The 14,702-nt window shown below is 53.9% G+C and carries 15 protein-coding genes; all 15 read left to right on the forward strand.

Annotated features, from left to right (window positions below; genetic code table 11):
* Window position 1 precedes the first annotated feature (1 nt).
* Window positions 2–493, forward strand: coding sequence for an NADH-quinone oxidoreductase subunit NuoI (gene nuoI / locus IEX96_RS01915; protein ID WP_210431130.1), 492 nt, complete (start codon window positions 2–4; stop codon window positions 491–493).
* 117 nt (window positions 494–610) lie between these two features.
* Window positions 611–1,219 (forward strand): NADH-quinone oxidoreductase subunit J, encoded by a 609-nt coding sequence (locus IEX96_RS01920; protein ID WP_150006120.1) that lies wholly within the window; start codon window positions 611–613, stop codon window positions 1,217–1,219.
* Between the two features lie 42 nt (window positions 1,220–1,261).
* Window positions 1,262–1,570 (forward strand): NADH-quinone oxidoreductase subunit NuoK, encoded by a 309-nt coding sequence (gene nuoK / locus IEX96_RS01925; RefSeq protein ID WP_149999324.1) that lies wholly within the window; start codon window positions 1,262–1,264, stop codon window positions 1,568–1,570.
* Window positions 1,571–1,575: 5 nt separating this feature from the next.
* Window positions 1,576–3,513, forward strand: coding sequence for an NADH-quinone oxidoreductase subunit L (gene nuoL, locus IEX96_RS01930; RefSeq protein WP_150006121.1), 1,938 nt, complete (start codon window positions 1,576–1,578; stop codon window positions 3,511–3,513).
* A gap of 3 nt (window positions 3,514–3,516) precedes the next feature.
* Window positions 3,517–5,082, forward strand: coding sequence for an NADH-quinone oxidoreductase subunit M (locus tag IEX96_RS01935; protein WP_188873381.1), 1,566 nt, complete (start codon window positions 3,517–3,519; stop codon window positions 5,080–5,082).
* Window positions 5,083–5,084: 2 nt separating this feature from the next.
* Entirely contained in the window at window positions 5,085–6,518 is a 1,434-nt protein-coding gene (gene nuoN, locus IEX96_RS01940; protein WP_150006122.1) for an NADH-quinone oxidoreductase subunit NuoN, read from the forward strand.
* A 12-nt stretch (window positions 6,519–6,530) separates the two neighbouring features.
* On the forward strand, window positions 6,531–7,274 hold the full coding sequence (locus tag IEX96_RS01945) for a biotin--[acetyl-CoA-carboxylase] ligase (protein ID WP_150006123.1): 744 nt from the start codon (window positions 6,531–6,533) through the stop codon (window positions 7,272–7,274).
* Between the two features lie 3 nt (window positions 7,275–7,277).
* Entirely contained in the window at window positions 7,278–8,081 is an 804-nt protein-coding gene (locus IEX96_RS01950) for a type III pantothenate kinase (protein WP_150006124.1), read from the forward strand.
* Window positions 8,071–9,771, forward strand: coding sequence for a ribonuclease J (locus IEX96_RS01955; protein WP_229773465.1), 1,701 nt, complete (start codon window positions 8,071–8,073; stop codon window positions 9,769–9,771). The genes IEX96_RS01950 and IEX96_RS01955 overlap by 11 nt, the downstream gene beginning before the upstream one ends.
* Window positions 9,772–9,820: 49 nt before the next feature.
* Entirely contained in the window at window positions 9,821–10,225 is a 405-nt protein-coding gene (gene mce, locus IEX96_RS01960) for a methylmalonyl-CoA epimerase (RefSeq protein ID WP_150006125.1), read from the forward strand.
* 2 nt (window positions 10,226–10,227) lie between these two features.
* Window positions 10,228–10,476, forward strand: a complete 249-nt coding sequence (locus tag IEX96_RS01965; RefSeq protein WP_150006126.1) for a DUF1467 family protein — start codon at window positions 10,228–10,230, stop codon at window positions 10,474–10,476.
* Between the two features lie 448 nt (window positions 10,477–10,924).
* Complete coding sequence (gene proS, locus IEX96_RS01970) at window positions 10,925–12,250, forward strand: proline--tRNA ligase (protein WP_188873382.1); 1,326 nt, start codon at window positions 10,925–10,927, stop codon at window positions 12,248–12,250.
* Window positions 12,251–12,286: 36 nt separating this feature from the next.
* The gene (locus IEX96_RS01975; protein WP_373293734.1) at window positions 12,287–13,501 is read left to right on the forward strand and encodes a lipoprotein-releasing ABC transporter permease subunit; all 1,215 of its coding nucleotides are present in this window, start codon (window positions 12,287–12,289) and stop codon (window positions 13,499–13,501) included.
* Window positions 13,498–14,169: an ABC transporter ATP-binding protein gene (locus IEX96_RS01980; protein ID WP_150006128.1), complete on the forward strand. Its 672-nt coding sequence runs from the start codon at window positions 13,498–13,500 to the stop codon at window positions 14,167–14,169. The genes IEX96_RS01975 and IEX96_RS01980 overlap by 4 nt, the downstream gene beginning before the upstream one ends.
* Before the next feature lie 105 nt (window positions 14,170–14,274).
* Window positions 14,275–14,685, forward strand: a complete 411-nt coding sequence (locus IEX96_RS01985; RefSeq protein ID WP_188873383.1) for a DUF1761 domain-containing protein — start codon at window positions 14,275–14,277, stop codon at window positions 14,683–14,685.
* Window positions 14,686–14,702: the final 17 nt, after the last annotated feature.

Raw genomic sequence — 14,702 nt, forward strand, 5'->3', positions numbered from 1 at the left:
CATGATTGCCTTCCTAGACAGAACGGCGCGCAGCTTCCTTTTGGTGGAATTCGTGAAAGCGATGGCGCTGACATTTCGCTATATGTTCAAACCGAAAACAACGCTGAACTATCCTTATGAAAAGGGGCGCCTTTCGGCACGTTTTCGCGGAGAACATGCATTGCGGCGGTATCCCAACGGGGAAGAGCGCTGTATTGCGTGCAAGCTGTGCGAGGCCATTTGCCCGGCTCTTGCCATCACCATTGAAGCGGAACCGCGTGAAGATGGCAGCCGCCGCACCACGCGCTATGACATCGATATGGTGAAGTGCATTTATTGCGGCTTGTGCCAAGAAGCCTGCCCTGTGGATGCCATCGTTGAGGGACCGAACTTTGAATTTGCCACGGAAAGCCGCGAAGAGCTTTTGTATGACAAGGCCAAACTTTTGGACAATGGCGACCGCTGGGAGCGTGAAATTGCAGCAAATCTTGCGCAAGACGCACCTTATCGCTAGACATCAGGCCGCCGGTTTTGCCGCGCGGATAAACGACAACGGGCTGTTCATGCCGATTATCAGGGGGCGCATCATGTGCACCGCATCTATCGCAAATAAGACAGAGGAGGGGGCGGTATGAGTTTGACCGCTTTGGCATTCTATCTGTTTGCGTCGATCACTGTGTTTTCCGGATTTATGGTGATCGCATCGAAAAACCCGGTTCATTCCGTGCTGTTTTTGATCCTTGCCTTTTTCAATGCCTCAGGGTTGTTTTTGCTGCTGGGCGCTGAATTTCTGGCGATGCTGCTGATCATTATCTATGTGGGCGCGGTGGCGGTGCTGTTTTTGTTCGTGGTGATGATGCTGGACATCAATTACACCGAAATGCGCGAAGGGTTTTTGCAATATCTGCCCATTGGCGCGTTGATTGGCCTGATCGTTCTGGTGGAACTGATCATGGTGGTGGGCGTGTGGCAGGTGGCTCCGGAAATCATTGGAACCCCGGCTGTGGCCGCTGCACCTGATCTGACCAATACCGAGGCATTGGGCGCGGTTTTATACACACAATATATCTATGCCTTCCAGGCGGCGGGGATCGTGTTGTTGATTGCCATGATCGGTGCGATTGTCTTGACCTTGCGTACCCGTGAGGGCGTGAAGCGTCAGAATATCTCGCAGCAAAACCGCCGGACGCCACAGACGGCTATCGAAATCAAGAAAGTCAAGGTGGGCGAGGGGCTTTAAGCCTCGCCTGCTATTGGGAAAGCTCGAAGCAAGGACGCACTCATGGAGATCGGTCTCGGCCATTATCTCATCGTTTCAGCACTTTTGTTCACAATGGGAATTTTCGGAATTTTCCTGAACAGAAAGAATGTCATCATCATCTTGATGTCTATCGAGTTGATGCTGCTGGCGGTGAATATCAACTTTGTTGCCTTCTCGTCTTTCCTCAACGATTTGGCAGGGCAGGTTTTTGCCATGTTTGTTCTTACGGTTGCGGCGGCTGAAGCCGCGATCGGGCTGGCGATCCTCGTGGTGTATTTCCGAAATCGCGGAAATATCGAGGTCGAACAGATCAATCAGATGCAAGGCTGATATTGATGTCGCAGTTCCATATTATCGTTTTTGGCCCACTTTTGGGCTTCCTGATCGCCGGGCTGTTTGGTCGGCGTTTGGGGGATCGCGGGGCCATGGGGGTGACCACGGGTCTCGTTACATTGTCTGCCGTTCTTTCGGCCTTTGCCCTGAAAGACGTTGCCTTCGATCATAACCAATACCGAATTCTGGTGTTGGAATGGGTGCGTTCAGGCACATTGTCGTTCGATTGGGTGCTGAATATCGACACATTGACGGCTGTCATGCTGGTGGTGGTCAACACCGTGTCGGCTTTGGTCCACTGGTATTCTATTGGCTATATGAGCCATGATCCGCACCGCAGCCGCTTCTTCGCCTATTTGTCATTGTTTACCTTTGCCATGCTGATGCTGGTGACCTCTGACAATCTGGTGCAGATGTTCTTTGGTTGGGAAGGCGTGGGGCTTGCCTCTTATCTTCTGATCGGTTTCTGGTTCAAAAAGCCCAGTGCCAATGCCGCTGCCATCAAGGCTTTCGTTGTCAACCGGGTTGGCGATTTCGGCTTCAGCCTGGGTATTTTTGCGCTGTTCATGCTGACCGGCAGCGTGGTGTTTGCGGATATCTTTGCAAGCCTTGACGGGGTTGCCGATGCGCGGTTCATCTTCCTGGGCTATGAGGTCCATGCGCTGACCACCATTGCCGTTTTGTTGTTCATCGGGGCGATGGGGAAATCCGCGCAGCTATTCCTGCACACATGGCTGCCCGATGCCATGGAGGGCCCGACCCCCGTTTCGGCATTGATCCATGCCGCCACCATGGTGACGGCGGGCGTGTTCTTGATGGCGCGTATGTCGCCAATTCTGGAACTGGCGCCCGGTGCCATGACGCTGATTATGGTGATTGGTGGCGCAACGGCCTTTTTCGCCGCCTCTGTTGGTCTGGTGCAAAACGATATCAAGCGGGTGATTGCCTATTCCACCTGTTCCCAGCTCGGCTATATGTTCGTTGCCATTGGCGCATCGGCTTATGGGGCTGCGATTTTCCACCTGTTCACCCATGCCTTTTTCAAAGCGCTGTTGTTCCTTGGCGCGGGGTCGGTGATCCACGCCATGTCTGACGAGCAAGACATGCGCAAGATGGGCGGATTGTCGAAGATGATTCCGCTGACCTATGTGATGATGATGGTGGGCACATTGGCCCTGACGGGCTTTCCCTATACCGCCGGGTTCTTCTCCAAGGACATGATTATCGAAGCGGCGTTTGCCACCCATAACAGCATGGGCAGTTTCGGCTTCCTGATGACTGTCGTGGCCGCTTTCATGACCAGTTTCTATAGCTGGCGTCTGGTGTTCATGACCTTCCACGGCACACCGCGTGCCGATGAAAAGGTGATGAGCCATGTGCATGAAAGCCCGGCTGTGATGTGGGTGCCGCTGGCCATTCTGGCTGTGGGTGCCATTGCTGCCGGTTTCGTGTTCTCGGATTATTTCATTGGTCATGACCGCTTTGATTTCTGGGCAGGGGCTCTTGTCACCTCCCATGGTGATGTGATGGATGAAGCCCATCATATTCCCGGTTGGATCAAGTGGCTGCCTACGGGCATGATGGCCTTGGGCTTTTTGTTGTCGGTGCTGTTTTATGTGGTGAAGCCGGGTATTCCCAAATCCATGGCTGCAACCTTCCCCGGCGCTTATAAGTTCCTGCTCAACAAATGGTATTTTGACGAGCTTTATGACCGCATTTTCGTACGCCCTGCCTTCTGGCTTGGCCGGGTGCTCTGGATCCGCGGGGATCAGAAAACCATCGACGGCTTTGGTCCGGATGGAATTGCGGCAACCGTTCTGGCGGCTGCAAAGCGGATCCGTGTCCTGCAGTCTGGCTATGTTTACCACTATGCCTTTGCCATGCTGATCGGGATTGCCATTGTTATCAGCTATTTTGTTCTTACCGGGGGAGGGTTTTAAGGTATGGCTGATTGGCCCATCCTGACCGCGCTATTGCTTGTTCCGCTTTTTGGCGCACTCCTGATCCTGACCATTCGTGGCGACAGTGAGCAGGCTCAACAGAATATTCGCTATGTGGCGTTGTTCACCACCTTGGCTGAACTGCTTTTGGCGGTGATCATGTGGGGGATGTTCGATGTGGGCGAAGCGGGGTTCCAACTTGTGGAATCCCATGCCTGGATCGGTGAAAATATCCGCTACAAAATGGGCGTGGACGGCATTTCCATGCTGTTCATCGTATTGTCAGCCTTCCTGATGCCCTTGTGTATTCTGGCAAGCTGGCAGTCCATCACCAAACGCGTCAAAGATTATATGATTGCCTTTTTGGTGATGGAATCATTGATGGTTGGCGTGTTCGGCGCCTTAGATATCTTCCTGTTCTACCTGTTCTTCGAAGGTGGCCTTATCCCGATGTTCCTGATCATCGGTGTGTGGGGCGGCGCTCGACGGATCTATGCATCCTTCAAATTCTTCCTTTATACGCTGCTTGGTTCCCTGTTGATGCTGGTGGCGATCTTGTGGATGTATATTGATGCGGGAACGGCCGATATTCCCACATTGATGGCGGCGGATTTCCCTGCCCATGTCCAGACATGGCTGTGGCTGGCGTTCTTTGCGTCTTTTGCGGTGAAGATGCCCATGTGGCCGGTGCATACATGGTTGCCTGATGCCCATGTGGAAGCGCCCACGGCAGGGTCGGTGATTTTGGCCGGTGTGCTTTTGAAAATGGGGGGCTATGGCTTTTTGCGCTTCTCTATCCCCATGTTCCCGGAAGCCTCCGAGTATTTTGCCTGGTTGGTCTTCGGGCTGTCGATGATTGCCGTGGTCTACACCTCGTTGGTCGCCTTGGCGCAAGAGGACATGAAAAAGCTGATTGCTTATTCCTCTGTGGCGCATATGGGCTTTGTGACCATCGGTATTTTCGCGCTGAACGATCAAGGGCTTGAAGGCAGCATTTTCCAGATGCTGAGCCACGGCGTTGTTTCTGCGGCATTGTTCTTGTGCGTTGGCGTGGTGTATGACCGGCTACATACCCGGGAAATTTCACGCTATGGCGGGCTGGTGAATATCATGCCCAAATATGCCGTGGTCTTTATGATCTTTACACTTGGCGCTGTGGGCCTTCCCGGCACCAGTGGCTTCGTGGGTGAGTTCTTGGCACTGACCGGGGCATATCTGCGCGATAGCTGGATAGCCTTTGTGGCTGCCATCGGGGTGATTTTGGGTGCGGCTTATATGCTGTATCTATATCGCCGTCTGTTCTTTGGAGAATTGCTCAAAGAAGATCTGAAAGCCATGGTGGATCTGAATGGCCGCGAGATTGCGATTTTCGCGCCGTTGATTGCTGTGGTTTTGTGGATGGGCTTTTACCCGAAACCCTTCTTCGATGTTATCAACCCTTCGGTCGAGGCTTTGTTGAGCGCCCATCGCGGCTCTGTTGGAGACGTGGCTGCAACAACCATGACCGAACCGCTGACCGGACAGGCCGCTGTGCCGTCTGTCGACCATGAGAATAAAGGATCGCATTGAACATGTCAGACGTCCTTACCGTTCTGCCGGAACTGATCCTCGCGGTGGGTGCCATGGGGCTTTTAATGATCGGCGTGTTTAGCGGCGATAAAAGCTATGGTTTGTTGAAATGGCTGGCATCCGGCCTCTTTGCCGTGGCTTTTTTGGTGATGATCGGCTCTGGTGCAGAGCAAAAATTGGCATTCGGCGGAATGTTTGTGACCGATGCCTTCGCCTTGTTTATGAAGTCGGTGGTATTGACGGGGGCTGTATTTGCCCTTGGTCTTTCCGGCCAATTCATGCGTGAACGCGGCATTGCCCGTTTTGAATATCCGGTTCTTGTCGTTCTGGCCGTTCTGGGCATGATGATGATGGTGTCCGCCAATGATATGCTGGCCCTTTATATCGGGCTGGAGCTGCAAAGCTTGGCGCTTTATGTGTTGGCCGCGTTCAATCGCGACAAGCTGCGATCTACGGAAGCGGGCCTGAAATATTTTGTTCTGGGGGCCTTGAGCTCCGGCATGATGCTGTACGGTATTTCGCTGATTTACGGCTTTACCGGCTCCACGTCTTTTGCAGAGATCGCCGCTTATGGCATTGGCAGCGGCACCAACGGCCTTGGGCTTTTGTTCGGTCTTGTGTTTTTGATATCCGGCTTTGCCTTCAAGGTATCTGCCGTGCCATTTCATATGTGGGCGCCCGACGTCTATGAGGGTGCGCCGACACCGATCACGGTCTTTTTCGGGACAGCCCCGAAGGTTGCGGCCATGGCGTTGTTCGTTCGGGCTCTGATCGTCTCTTTCCCCGATCTGACGCAGCAATGGCAGCAGGTGGTGGTTTTCTTGTCGGTTGCTTCCATGATTCTGGGGGCGTTCGCCGGATTGATGCAGACCAACATCAAGCGCTTGATGGCTTATAGCTCCATTGCGCATATGGGCTTTGCCCTGGCCGGCCTTGCCACCGGCACAGTGGACGGGGTTCAGGGCGTTCTGGTCTATATGGCGATTTACATGCTGATGACGGCAGGAACCTTTGCCGTTATTCTTGGCATGCGCCGCAAAGACGGCCTGACCGAGGATATCAGCGATCTGGCGGGCCTTGCAAAAACCCGCCCGGCATTAGCGGCCATCATGGCGACCCTGATGTTCTCGCTGGCGGGGATTCCCTTGCTCGCGGGCTTCTTCGCCAAGCTGTATGTGTTTATGGCGGTGGTCGAGGCAGGGATGTACTGGCTTGCGGTTGTGGGTTTTGTCACCTCCACCGTTGCTGCGGTTTATTATCTTCGGATCGTGAAGCTGATGTATTTCGACGAACCGAATGAAAATATCGAACCATTGAAAGATCGCGGTATTGCCTATGTGGGCTTTGTTACGGCGGCTCTCAATTCGCCCTTGCATTTGCTGCTGATCTGGCCCCTTACGCTTGCAGCGGGCCTTGCCGCGCAGTCGTTGTTCTAATTGACGATCGGGATGATCAGGCTTCCTTCGGGTGAGCGTTGCCAGCATTTTGTGTCTCTTGATAGCACCAATGAAGAGGCACGGCGGCGCGCACGTTCGGGGGAGGCCGGCCCCTTATGGATTGTCGCAGATCATCAGACGCAAGGCCGCGGACGCCGGGGGCGCGTCTGGCAATCAAAAGCAGGAAATCTGTTTGTTACCTGCCTTTTGACCCCGAACCGTCCGGGGACAGAACGGGCCCAGCTCTCTTTTGTTGCGGCCCTTGCGCTTCATGATGCGCTTTCTTATTTCGAAGAAGACTTGGCGGTACGCTTGCGGTGTAAATGGCCCAACGATCTGTTGCTGGATGGTGTGAAACTGGCCGGTATCCTTCTGGAAAGTGAAGGGGACTGGGTTGCGATCGGGCTGGGCGTCAATCTGGCCGAAGCCCCTGAAAATGTGGAACGGCCTGCCACGTCTTTATGCGCAGCTTTGGGGCGAAAGATCGACCCGATGGCGTTTCTTGATGTGTTGAGCTTGCGCTTGCAGGCACGTCGGTCCCAATGGGAACGCTTTGGTTTCGAGCCGATCCGCAGTGATTGGTTGATGTGGGCGTACGGCCTTGGCGGTGCGATAGAAGTGCGGTTGGATGATCGCAGCTTGACGGGACGGTTTGCCGGTTTGGATCGCGATGGCGCTTTATTGCTGGACCTGCCAGACCAGACACAAAAGCGGATAACTGCAGGGGATGTATTTCCTCTGGCGAAGGGGGCATGACGCATGCTTTTGGCCATTGATCAAGGCAATACGAATACGGTTTTCGCGCTTCTCGATGAAGAAAAGATCGTCCGGAAATGGCGAATTTCTACCGAGGAGAAACGCACGGCTGATGAATATATGGTGTGGATTTCCGCACTTTTGAAATTATCGGATATGACGGTGGCTGATATTGACGGTGCCGTGGTGGCCACTGTCGTGCCACAAGGTAAACTCAATCTTGTGCTGTTATGTCGCCGCTATTTTAAATGCGATCCTTTGGTGGTAGGCGATCCAAAGGTGGATTTGGGCGTTGATGTGCGTGTGCATAATCCCGATGAAGTGGGGGCCGACCGCCTGGTGAATGCGGTGGCTGCGGATAAAATCTATGGTGGTCCTTTGGTGATCGTCGATTTCGGGACCGCCACCACATTCGATGTGATTGGCAAGGATGGCGCCTATTTGGGCGGGGTGATTAGCCCCGGCATCAATTTGTCTTTAAAAGCGTTGCATGAAGCGGCTGCCAAATTGCCGCGGATTGCTGTTGAGGCTCCCACAAGCGACCGTGTGACCGGGCTTTCCACTTTGGAGGCCATGCAGTCCGGTGTGTTTTGGGGGTATGTCGGACTGATCGACGGCATCAATATGCGCTTAAGAAGAGAACATGCGCCCGATATGAAAGTGATCGCAACGGGCGGGCTTGCAAAAATATTCTATGGTCGTGCCGATAGTATCGACCATGTGGATCATGATCTCACAATTTCCGGTATGCGGCTGCTGTTCGAGCGAAACAGCCATAAATGCGTCCCTGTGCTGGATGAAGACTGAAAGTTTATTGATGACATTCGACGGTATGAAAACAGACGATCTGGTGTTTTGCCCCTTGGGCGGATCAGGCGAGATCGGCATGAATATGAATTTGTTCGGCTGCAAGGGCCAATGGCTGATGGTGGATTGCGGCATGACCTTTGCCGATGATTGGCTGCCGGGCGTTGATCTGATTTTTCCCGATCCGGGCTTTATCGAAGATCGCCGCGATGATCTTGTGGCTCTGGTTTTGACCCATGGCCATGAAGACCATATTGGCGCTGTGCCTTATTTATGGTCGAAATTGCGCTGTCCCATCTATGCCACGCCGTTCACTGCCGAACTTGTGAAGGGAAAGCTGGCGGAAGCCGGGATTCTGAACGAGGTGACGCTGCATGTGGTGCCGGTGGGCGGATCGTTGGACGCCGGGTGCTTCCGCGTCACCTATGTGCCCTTGGCCCATTCCATTCCCGAAGGCCATGGCCTGAAGATCGAAACACCGCACGGCGTGGTGTTCCACACCGGGGATTGGAAACTGGATGATGAGCCGCAGATCGGCGTGCCATCATCGCCTGCAGAATTGGATAAGCTCGGCGATGAGGGTGTTTTGGCCATGATCGGCGACAGCACCAATGTGTTTAACAGCCGCCGGTCGGGGTCGGAAGAATCCGTGAAACAGGCCTTGTTGGATTTGGTGGGAACGCTTGAGGGCCGCGTGGTCATCACCACTTTTGCATCCAATGCGGCACGGTTGAAAACCGTGGCGGAAGTGGCCAATCGCCATAGCCGGAAAATTGTATTGGCGGGCCGTTCCATGCACCGGATTGTGGATGCCGCCCGGAAAACCGGCTATTTGCCCGATTGGCCGCAAACCGTTTCGGAAGAAGAGGCGAAACATCTACCCCGCAATAAGGTGCTGTTATTGTGCACCGGCGGGCAGGGGGAGCCGCGGGCGGCGTTGGCGCGTATTGCGGCGGGGGACCATCGGCATTTGTCCTTGGCATCCGGCGATACGGTGATTTTTTCCTCCAAGATCATTCCCGGTAATGAACGGGTCTTGGGGCGCTTGATGAACAAGCTGGCGCTTTTGGATGTGGATATCATCACCGAGCGGGATGCGGATATTCATGTATCGGGTCATCCGGGGCGTCCGGAACTGAAGCGCATGTATGAATGGATCAAGCCGCAGATCGCCATTCCGGTGCATGGCGAGGCGCGGCATTTGAAACATCATGCGGCTTTTGCAGCGTCCTTGGGCGTGAAGCAAACATTGGCTCCCAAAAATGGCGACATCATCCGTTTGGCTCCCGGCCCCGTAGAGATTGTGGATCAAGCCCCCAGTGGCCGTTTGATTCTGGATGGCAAGCTGGTGGTTCCCGTTGCTTGCGAGGCACTGCAGGCCCGCCGTCGATTGATGGAAAACGGCTTTTTGGCGGTTGTTCTGATGGTTGATGAGGACGGAGCCCCCCTTGGGGATGCGGAAATCATTGCTCAGGGCATTCCCGGTATGGAAGGCGACAGCACGCTGGAAGAAGACCTGCACCTGGAAATTGATAAAAGCCTGTCGCGTCTTTCACGCAATGACAGGATGGATGAAAAGCGCCTGTCGGAAACGATTCGTATTGCCGTGCGCCGGATGATTCGGACGCAAACCGGCAAGAATCCGCAAGTGGATGTGCGGGTGGTGCAGTTCGAAGATGAGCTGGTCTGAAGGCTGGTCATTCAAAAAGGCAAGATGTTGGCAATAAGGGAGAGAAGCGATGATCGGACGGCTTAACCATGTGGCCATCGCAGTGCCGGATCTGGATGCGGCTGTTTCGGTGTACCGCGATACGCTTGGCGCCTCGGTGTCTGAAGCGGTGGACCAGCCCGATCATGGGGTTACCACGGTGTTTGTGGACCTGCCCAATACCAAGATCGAATTGCTTTATCCTTTGGGCGCAAACAGCCCCATTGCCAAATTTCTCGAGCGCAATGCTGCGGGCGGCATCCATCATCTCTGTTACGAGGTGGACGATATCCATGCGGCGCGGGACAAGCTGAAAGCGCAGGGCATGCGGGTTTTGGGCGATGGAGAACCGAAAATCGGTGCCCATGGAAAGCCCGTTTTGTTCCTTCATCCCAAAGACTTTATGGGAACCCTCGTTGAAATAGAGCAGGTCTGATCATGAGCATTGTAACCGGATTGCTGGTTTATCTTGTTCTTTGGTGGCTGATTTTTTTCATGGCCTTGCCGTGGGGCGTGCAGTCTCAAGAAGAATCGGACGAGGATGTGGTGCCCGGAACGCCGGAAAGTGCCCCCGTTAAGCCGATGATCTGGCGTAAGGTTGCGGCAACATCGGTGATTGCCGCACTTTTGTGGGGTGTGTTTTATCTGGCCGTCACATTGGATTGGAGCGGGATTTCCAATGGATAAAAGCCGCTTTCCAGCCTGATTTTTGCCTTGAAAATCATTAAAAAAGGGCAAGACCTGCATGAGGCCTTGCCCTTGAATAAACCCGGTTTCTAAAGCCGGAATTAAATCGCTTCATGCGATTTTATCATTATAATTCAGAGTTTTCCCCTCCCTGAACTTGGGTCGTATCAAAGCTTCTTTTCGAGCCCATCCAACGACGAAATGAATGCTACGCAACGGGCGGCATTCTGTCACGGCCTGCCAAGCATTCTGAGGGAAAAATAGAGAAACTTTCTCCGGTCTGTTGCGCAATTGTCACAAATTTGCTGTTTCCTTGCGTGAAAGGGCTGAAGATTGCGTTTGCGCTTTGGCGCAACAATTTGGCAAAAGGATCAAAAGCCGGTATCGGTCATCAACGCGACCCCTTTCCGTTTCAAGTTTACGGTCTAGCTAGAAAGTTCCGCCAGTTATGCGCCTCTCCAAACTTTTCCTGCCGGTGATGAAAGAAACACCGGCCGATGCCCAGATTGTTTCTCATCGGTTGATGCTACGCAGTGGCATGATTCGGCAATCGGCAGCGGGTATCTATAATTGGTTGCCCTTGGGCCTGAAAGTGTTGCGCAATGTGGAGCGCATCGTGCGTGAGGAGCAGGATCGCGCGGGCGCACAGGAAATTCTGATGCCCACGGTGCAGCAGGCCGAATTGTGGAAGCAATCGGGGCGCTATGATGCCTATGGCCCGGAGATGTTGCGCATGATGGACCGCCATGAGCGGGAAATGCTGTTTGGTCCCACCCATGAAGAGCAGGTGACGGACATTTTCCGTAATTGCGTGAAAAGCTACAAAGACCTGCCGAAAAACCTGTACCAGATCCAATGGAAATTCCGTGACGAGATCCGCCCCCGTTTCGGCGTGATGCGCGGGCGTGAATTCCTGATGAAGGACAATTATTCTTTCGATCTGGATGAAGAGGCGGCCCGGCGTTCTTATAACCGCATGTTCGTGGCCTATTTGCGTACGTTTGCACGGCTTGGGGTGCGGGCCATTCCCATGCGCGCCGATACCGGCCCCATTGGCGGCGAACTGAGCCATGAATTCATCGTTTTAGCCCCCACCGGGGAAAGCGCTGTATTTTATGATCATGATTTCAACAGCTTGGATATTCCGGCTGACGATACGGATTATGACGGCGATTTGCAGCCTATCGTTGATAATTGGACCAGCCGCTATGCGGCCACCGAGGAAATGCACGAACCCACGGCAAACGGGGTTCCCGAAGGTCATAAGCTGATCACCGGTCGTGGCATTGAAGTGGGGCATATCTTCTATTTTGGTACCAAATATTCCGAACCCATGAACGCCATTGTGCAAGGTGCGGACGGCGAGAAGATACCCGTCCATATGGGGTCTTATGGCATTGGCGTGTCGCGGCTTGTGGGGGCGATCATTGAAGCCAGCCATGATGACAATGGCATCATCTGGCCAGAAAATGTGGCGCCTTGGCATGTTGGCCTGATCAATTTGCGGAGCAATGATGCCGATTGTACGGCGGCCTGCGATGATCTTTATGAAAAGCTGGGCCGGGCCGGTGTGGATGTGCTTTATGACGATACATCCGAACGCGCCGGTGCCAAATTTGCCAAAATGGATCTGGTGGGGCTGCCTTGGCAGTTGATGCTGGGTCCGCGTGGATTGAAGGCGGGGATCGTGGAATTGAAAAACCGCGCCACAGGGGAACGGGAAGAGCTGACCCCCGATGCGGCCTTTGCCAAACTGGCCGGCGGAAAGGGATAAGCCAGCGTGTTTTCACGATTTGAATGGTCTGTTGCCATGCGTTATTTACGCGCCCGTCGTGCTGACGGGTTCATTTCCCTGATCGCGATTTTCTCTTTTCTTGGCATCATGCTGGGCGTTGCCACTTTGATCATCGTGATGTCGGTGATGAATGGGTTTCGGCAGGAACTGGTGGCGAAATTGCTGGGCTTTAATGGCCATGTGATCGTCTCTGCCTATGATGGCAATTTGCGGGATTACGGCCCGATGGCCGGGGCCATTTTGGATGTTCCCGGCGTTAAATCGGCTTCGCCTTATATTCATGCGCAGGTAATGGCCATCAAAGACGGTCGGGCATCCGGAGCGTTTGTGCGCGGGCTGACAGATGAGGATCTGGACTTCCACAAGCTGGAAGGCATGACGGTGCGTAGCGGCTCTTTGGATGAACTGGCCTATGAACGCACCATTGTCATGGGCTATCGTTTGGCCCGTGGGCTGGGTGTTTCTGCGGGCGACGAAGTGACCTTGATCGCGCCGAGCTTTACGGCCACGCCTTTCGGCTCTTTGCCGCGCGGTGTGTCTTTTCAGGTGGCGGCGACATTGGATGTCGGGATTTATGATTTTGACAATCTGTTTATCGGTATGCCGCTATCGGAAGCGCAAACATTCTTCCGCTATGGGAATGCCGTCACCAATATCGAAGTGATGGTGGAGCATCCCGAAGATGTGGAAAGCTATATGCCTGCCATTGATCGCCTTGTGGGAGGGGCGGGTTTTGTCACAAGTTGGCGGCAAACCAATCAAAGCCTTGTGTCGGCTTTGGATGTGGAACGCAATGTGATGTTCTTGATCCTCACTTTGATTATCGTGGTGGCGGCGTTCAATATTATTTCCAGCCTGATCATGCTGGTGAAAGACAAGGCGCGCGATGTGGCGATCTTGCGCACCATGGGGGCCAGCCAAGGCTCGATCATGCGTATTTTCATTATTTCCGGTGCCAGCGTTGGCGTTGTGGGAACGGTTTTAGGGGTGCTTTTGGGCGTGTTGTTCTGCGAAAATATCCAGGGCATCAAAACGCTGCTGGAAGCGCTGACCGGCACCGATTTGTGGAATGCGGAAGTGCGGTTTTTGTCGGAAATTCCTGCCGTGCTTGATGTGTCTGAAGTGGCGTTGATCGTTGTCATGGCATTGGTGTTGTCGTTTCTTGCTACGCTGCCGCCTTCCTTGCGCGCGGCCCGCCTCGATCCCGTTGATGTGTTGAGGTACGAATGAGCGCCGCAATCCGTATAGAATCTGTGTCGAAATCCTATCGGCAAGGGGCGCGCATTCTGGATGTGGTGCGCGGCGTAAGCCTTGAGGTTGCCCCCGGTGAGATTGTTGGTCTGATGGGACAAAGCGGGGCTGGGAAATCCACCTTGCTGCATATTGCCGGGCTGTTGGAGCGGCCTTCTTCCGGCGCGGTTTATATCGCCGATCAATCCCTTGCCGATGCGTCTGAACGCAACCGCACCCGTGTGCGCCTTGATGCCTTGGGATTTGTGTATCAGTTTCATCATTTGCTGCCGGAATTTTCCGCCATTGAAAATGTTGCCATGCCGCTGATCATTGCCGGATCGGGAACCAAAGCGGCCAATATGCGTGCGTCGGAATTGCTGGAACGGTTGGGCCTTGGCGATCGCTTGACCCATCGCCCCGCACAGCTTTCAGGGGGGGAGCAACAACGGGTGGCCATTGCGCGGGCCTTGGCGAACAGGCCCGCTGTTTTGTTGGCCGATGAGCCCACAGGCAATCTGGATGAAGATACGGCCGGACGGGTGATGAACGAACTGGTGGATGTGGCCCGCGAGCATAATCTGGCGGCCCTTGTGGCCACCCATAATCCCGGCCTTGCCGAACGGATGGATCGCACCTTGACCATTCGGGGTGGGAAACTGGTCTGAAGCTGGTCCTCTGTCCAGCTTTTGCCGATGCCTTTCTCTATTTCTTCTATATTCTACCATAAAGCAGGTATAATGCGGCCTTGTCTCTGGAGAGGAGCGGCCTTTATGATTCTGTTTCAATTGAATTATCTTGCCATTGTTATTGCGGCCATCGTCTATCTGGGGATGGCGGGGCTTTGGTATTCGCCATTGGCCTTTGGAAAAAGCTGGGCTCAGGAAAACCGCTTTAAACCCGATGAATTGGACGACCGAAGCATGCTTCCGGCCCTTGGATATGCTTTTCTTGCGGCCATTGTGCTGGCTTTCGGGCTGGCCTTATTAAGCAAATGGGCCGGAGTGGAAAATTGGTTCACAGGCGCATTGATGGGGCTTTTTATCAGCTTGATGATTTCCGTCCCTGCTGCTTTGCCGGTTTATGTGTTTGAAAATCGCTCTATGCGGCTGTTCACGATCAATGAAGGCATGCCTGTGGTGGCCATGGTCATCATGGGTGCGGTGATCGGCGGCTGGAAATGAACGTCAAAATGGCCTAA

Source organism: Iodidimonas muriae (assembly GCF_014647255.1).
Lineage (GTDB): Bacteria > Pseudomonadota > Alphaproteobacteria > Sphingomonadales > Rhodothalassiaceae > Iodidimonas > Iodidimonas muriae.

Coding starts and splice junctions, on each gene's coding strand:
- mce (WP_150006125.1), top strand. CDS start 9,821: ATGATCGGACGGCTTAACCATGTGGCCATCGCAGTGCCGGATCTGGAT.
- IEX96_RS01980 (WP_150006128.1), top strand. CDS start 13,498: ATGAGCGCCGCAATCCGTATAGAATCTGTGTCGAAATCCTATCGGCAA.
- proS (WP_188873382.1), top strand. CDS start 10,925: ATGCGCCTCTCCAAACTTTTCCTGCCGGTGATGAAAGAAACACCGGCC.
- IEX96_RS01935 (WP_188873381.1), top strand. CDS start 3,517: ATGGCTGATTGGCCCATCCTGACCGCGCTATTGCTTGTTCCGCTTTTT.
- IEX96_RS01945 (WP_150006123.1), top strand. CDS start 6,531: ATGATCAGGCTTCCTTCGGGTGAGCGTTGCCAGCATTTTGTGTCTCTT.
- nuoL (WP_150006121.1), top strand. CDS start 1,576: ATGTCGCAGTTCCATATTATCGTTTTTGGCCCACTTTTGGGCTTCCTG.
- IEX96_RS01965 (WP_150006126.1), top strand. CDS start 10,228: ATGAGCATTGTAACCGGATTGCTGGTTTATCTTGTTCTTTGGTGGCTG.
- nuoN (WP_150006122.1), top strand. CDS start 5,085: ATGTCAGACGTCCTTACCGTTCTGCCGGAACTGATCCTCGCGGTGGGT.
- nuoK (WP_149999324.1), top strand. CDS start 1,262: ATGGAGATCGGTCTCGGCCATTATCTCATCGTTTCAGCACTTTTGTTC.
- IEX96_RS01985 (WP_188873383.1), top strand. CDS start 14,275: ATGATTCTGTTTCAATTGAATTATCTTGCCATTGTTATTGCGGCCATC.
- IEX96_RS01950 (WP_150006124.1), top strand. CDS start 7,278: ATGCTTTTGGCCATTGATCAAGGCAATACGAATACGGTTTTCGCGCTT.
- IEX96_RS01975 (WP_373293734.1), top strand. CDS start 12,287: ATGCGTTATTTACGCGCCCGTCGTGCTGACGGGTTCATTTCCCTGATC.
- IEX96_RS01920 (WP_150006120.1), top strand. CDS start 611: ATGAGTTTGACCGCTTTGGCATTCTATCTGTTTGCGTCGATCACTGTG.
- IEX96_RS01955 (WP_229773465.1), top strand. CDS start 8,071: ATGAAGACTGAAAGTTTATTGATGACATTCGACGGTATGAAAACAGAC.
- nuoI (WP_210431130.1), top strand. CDS start 2: ATGATTGCCTTCCTAGACAGAACGGCGCGCAGCTTCCTTTTGGTGGAA.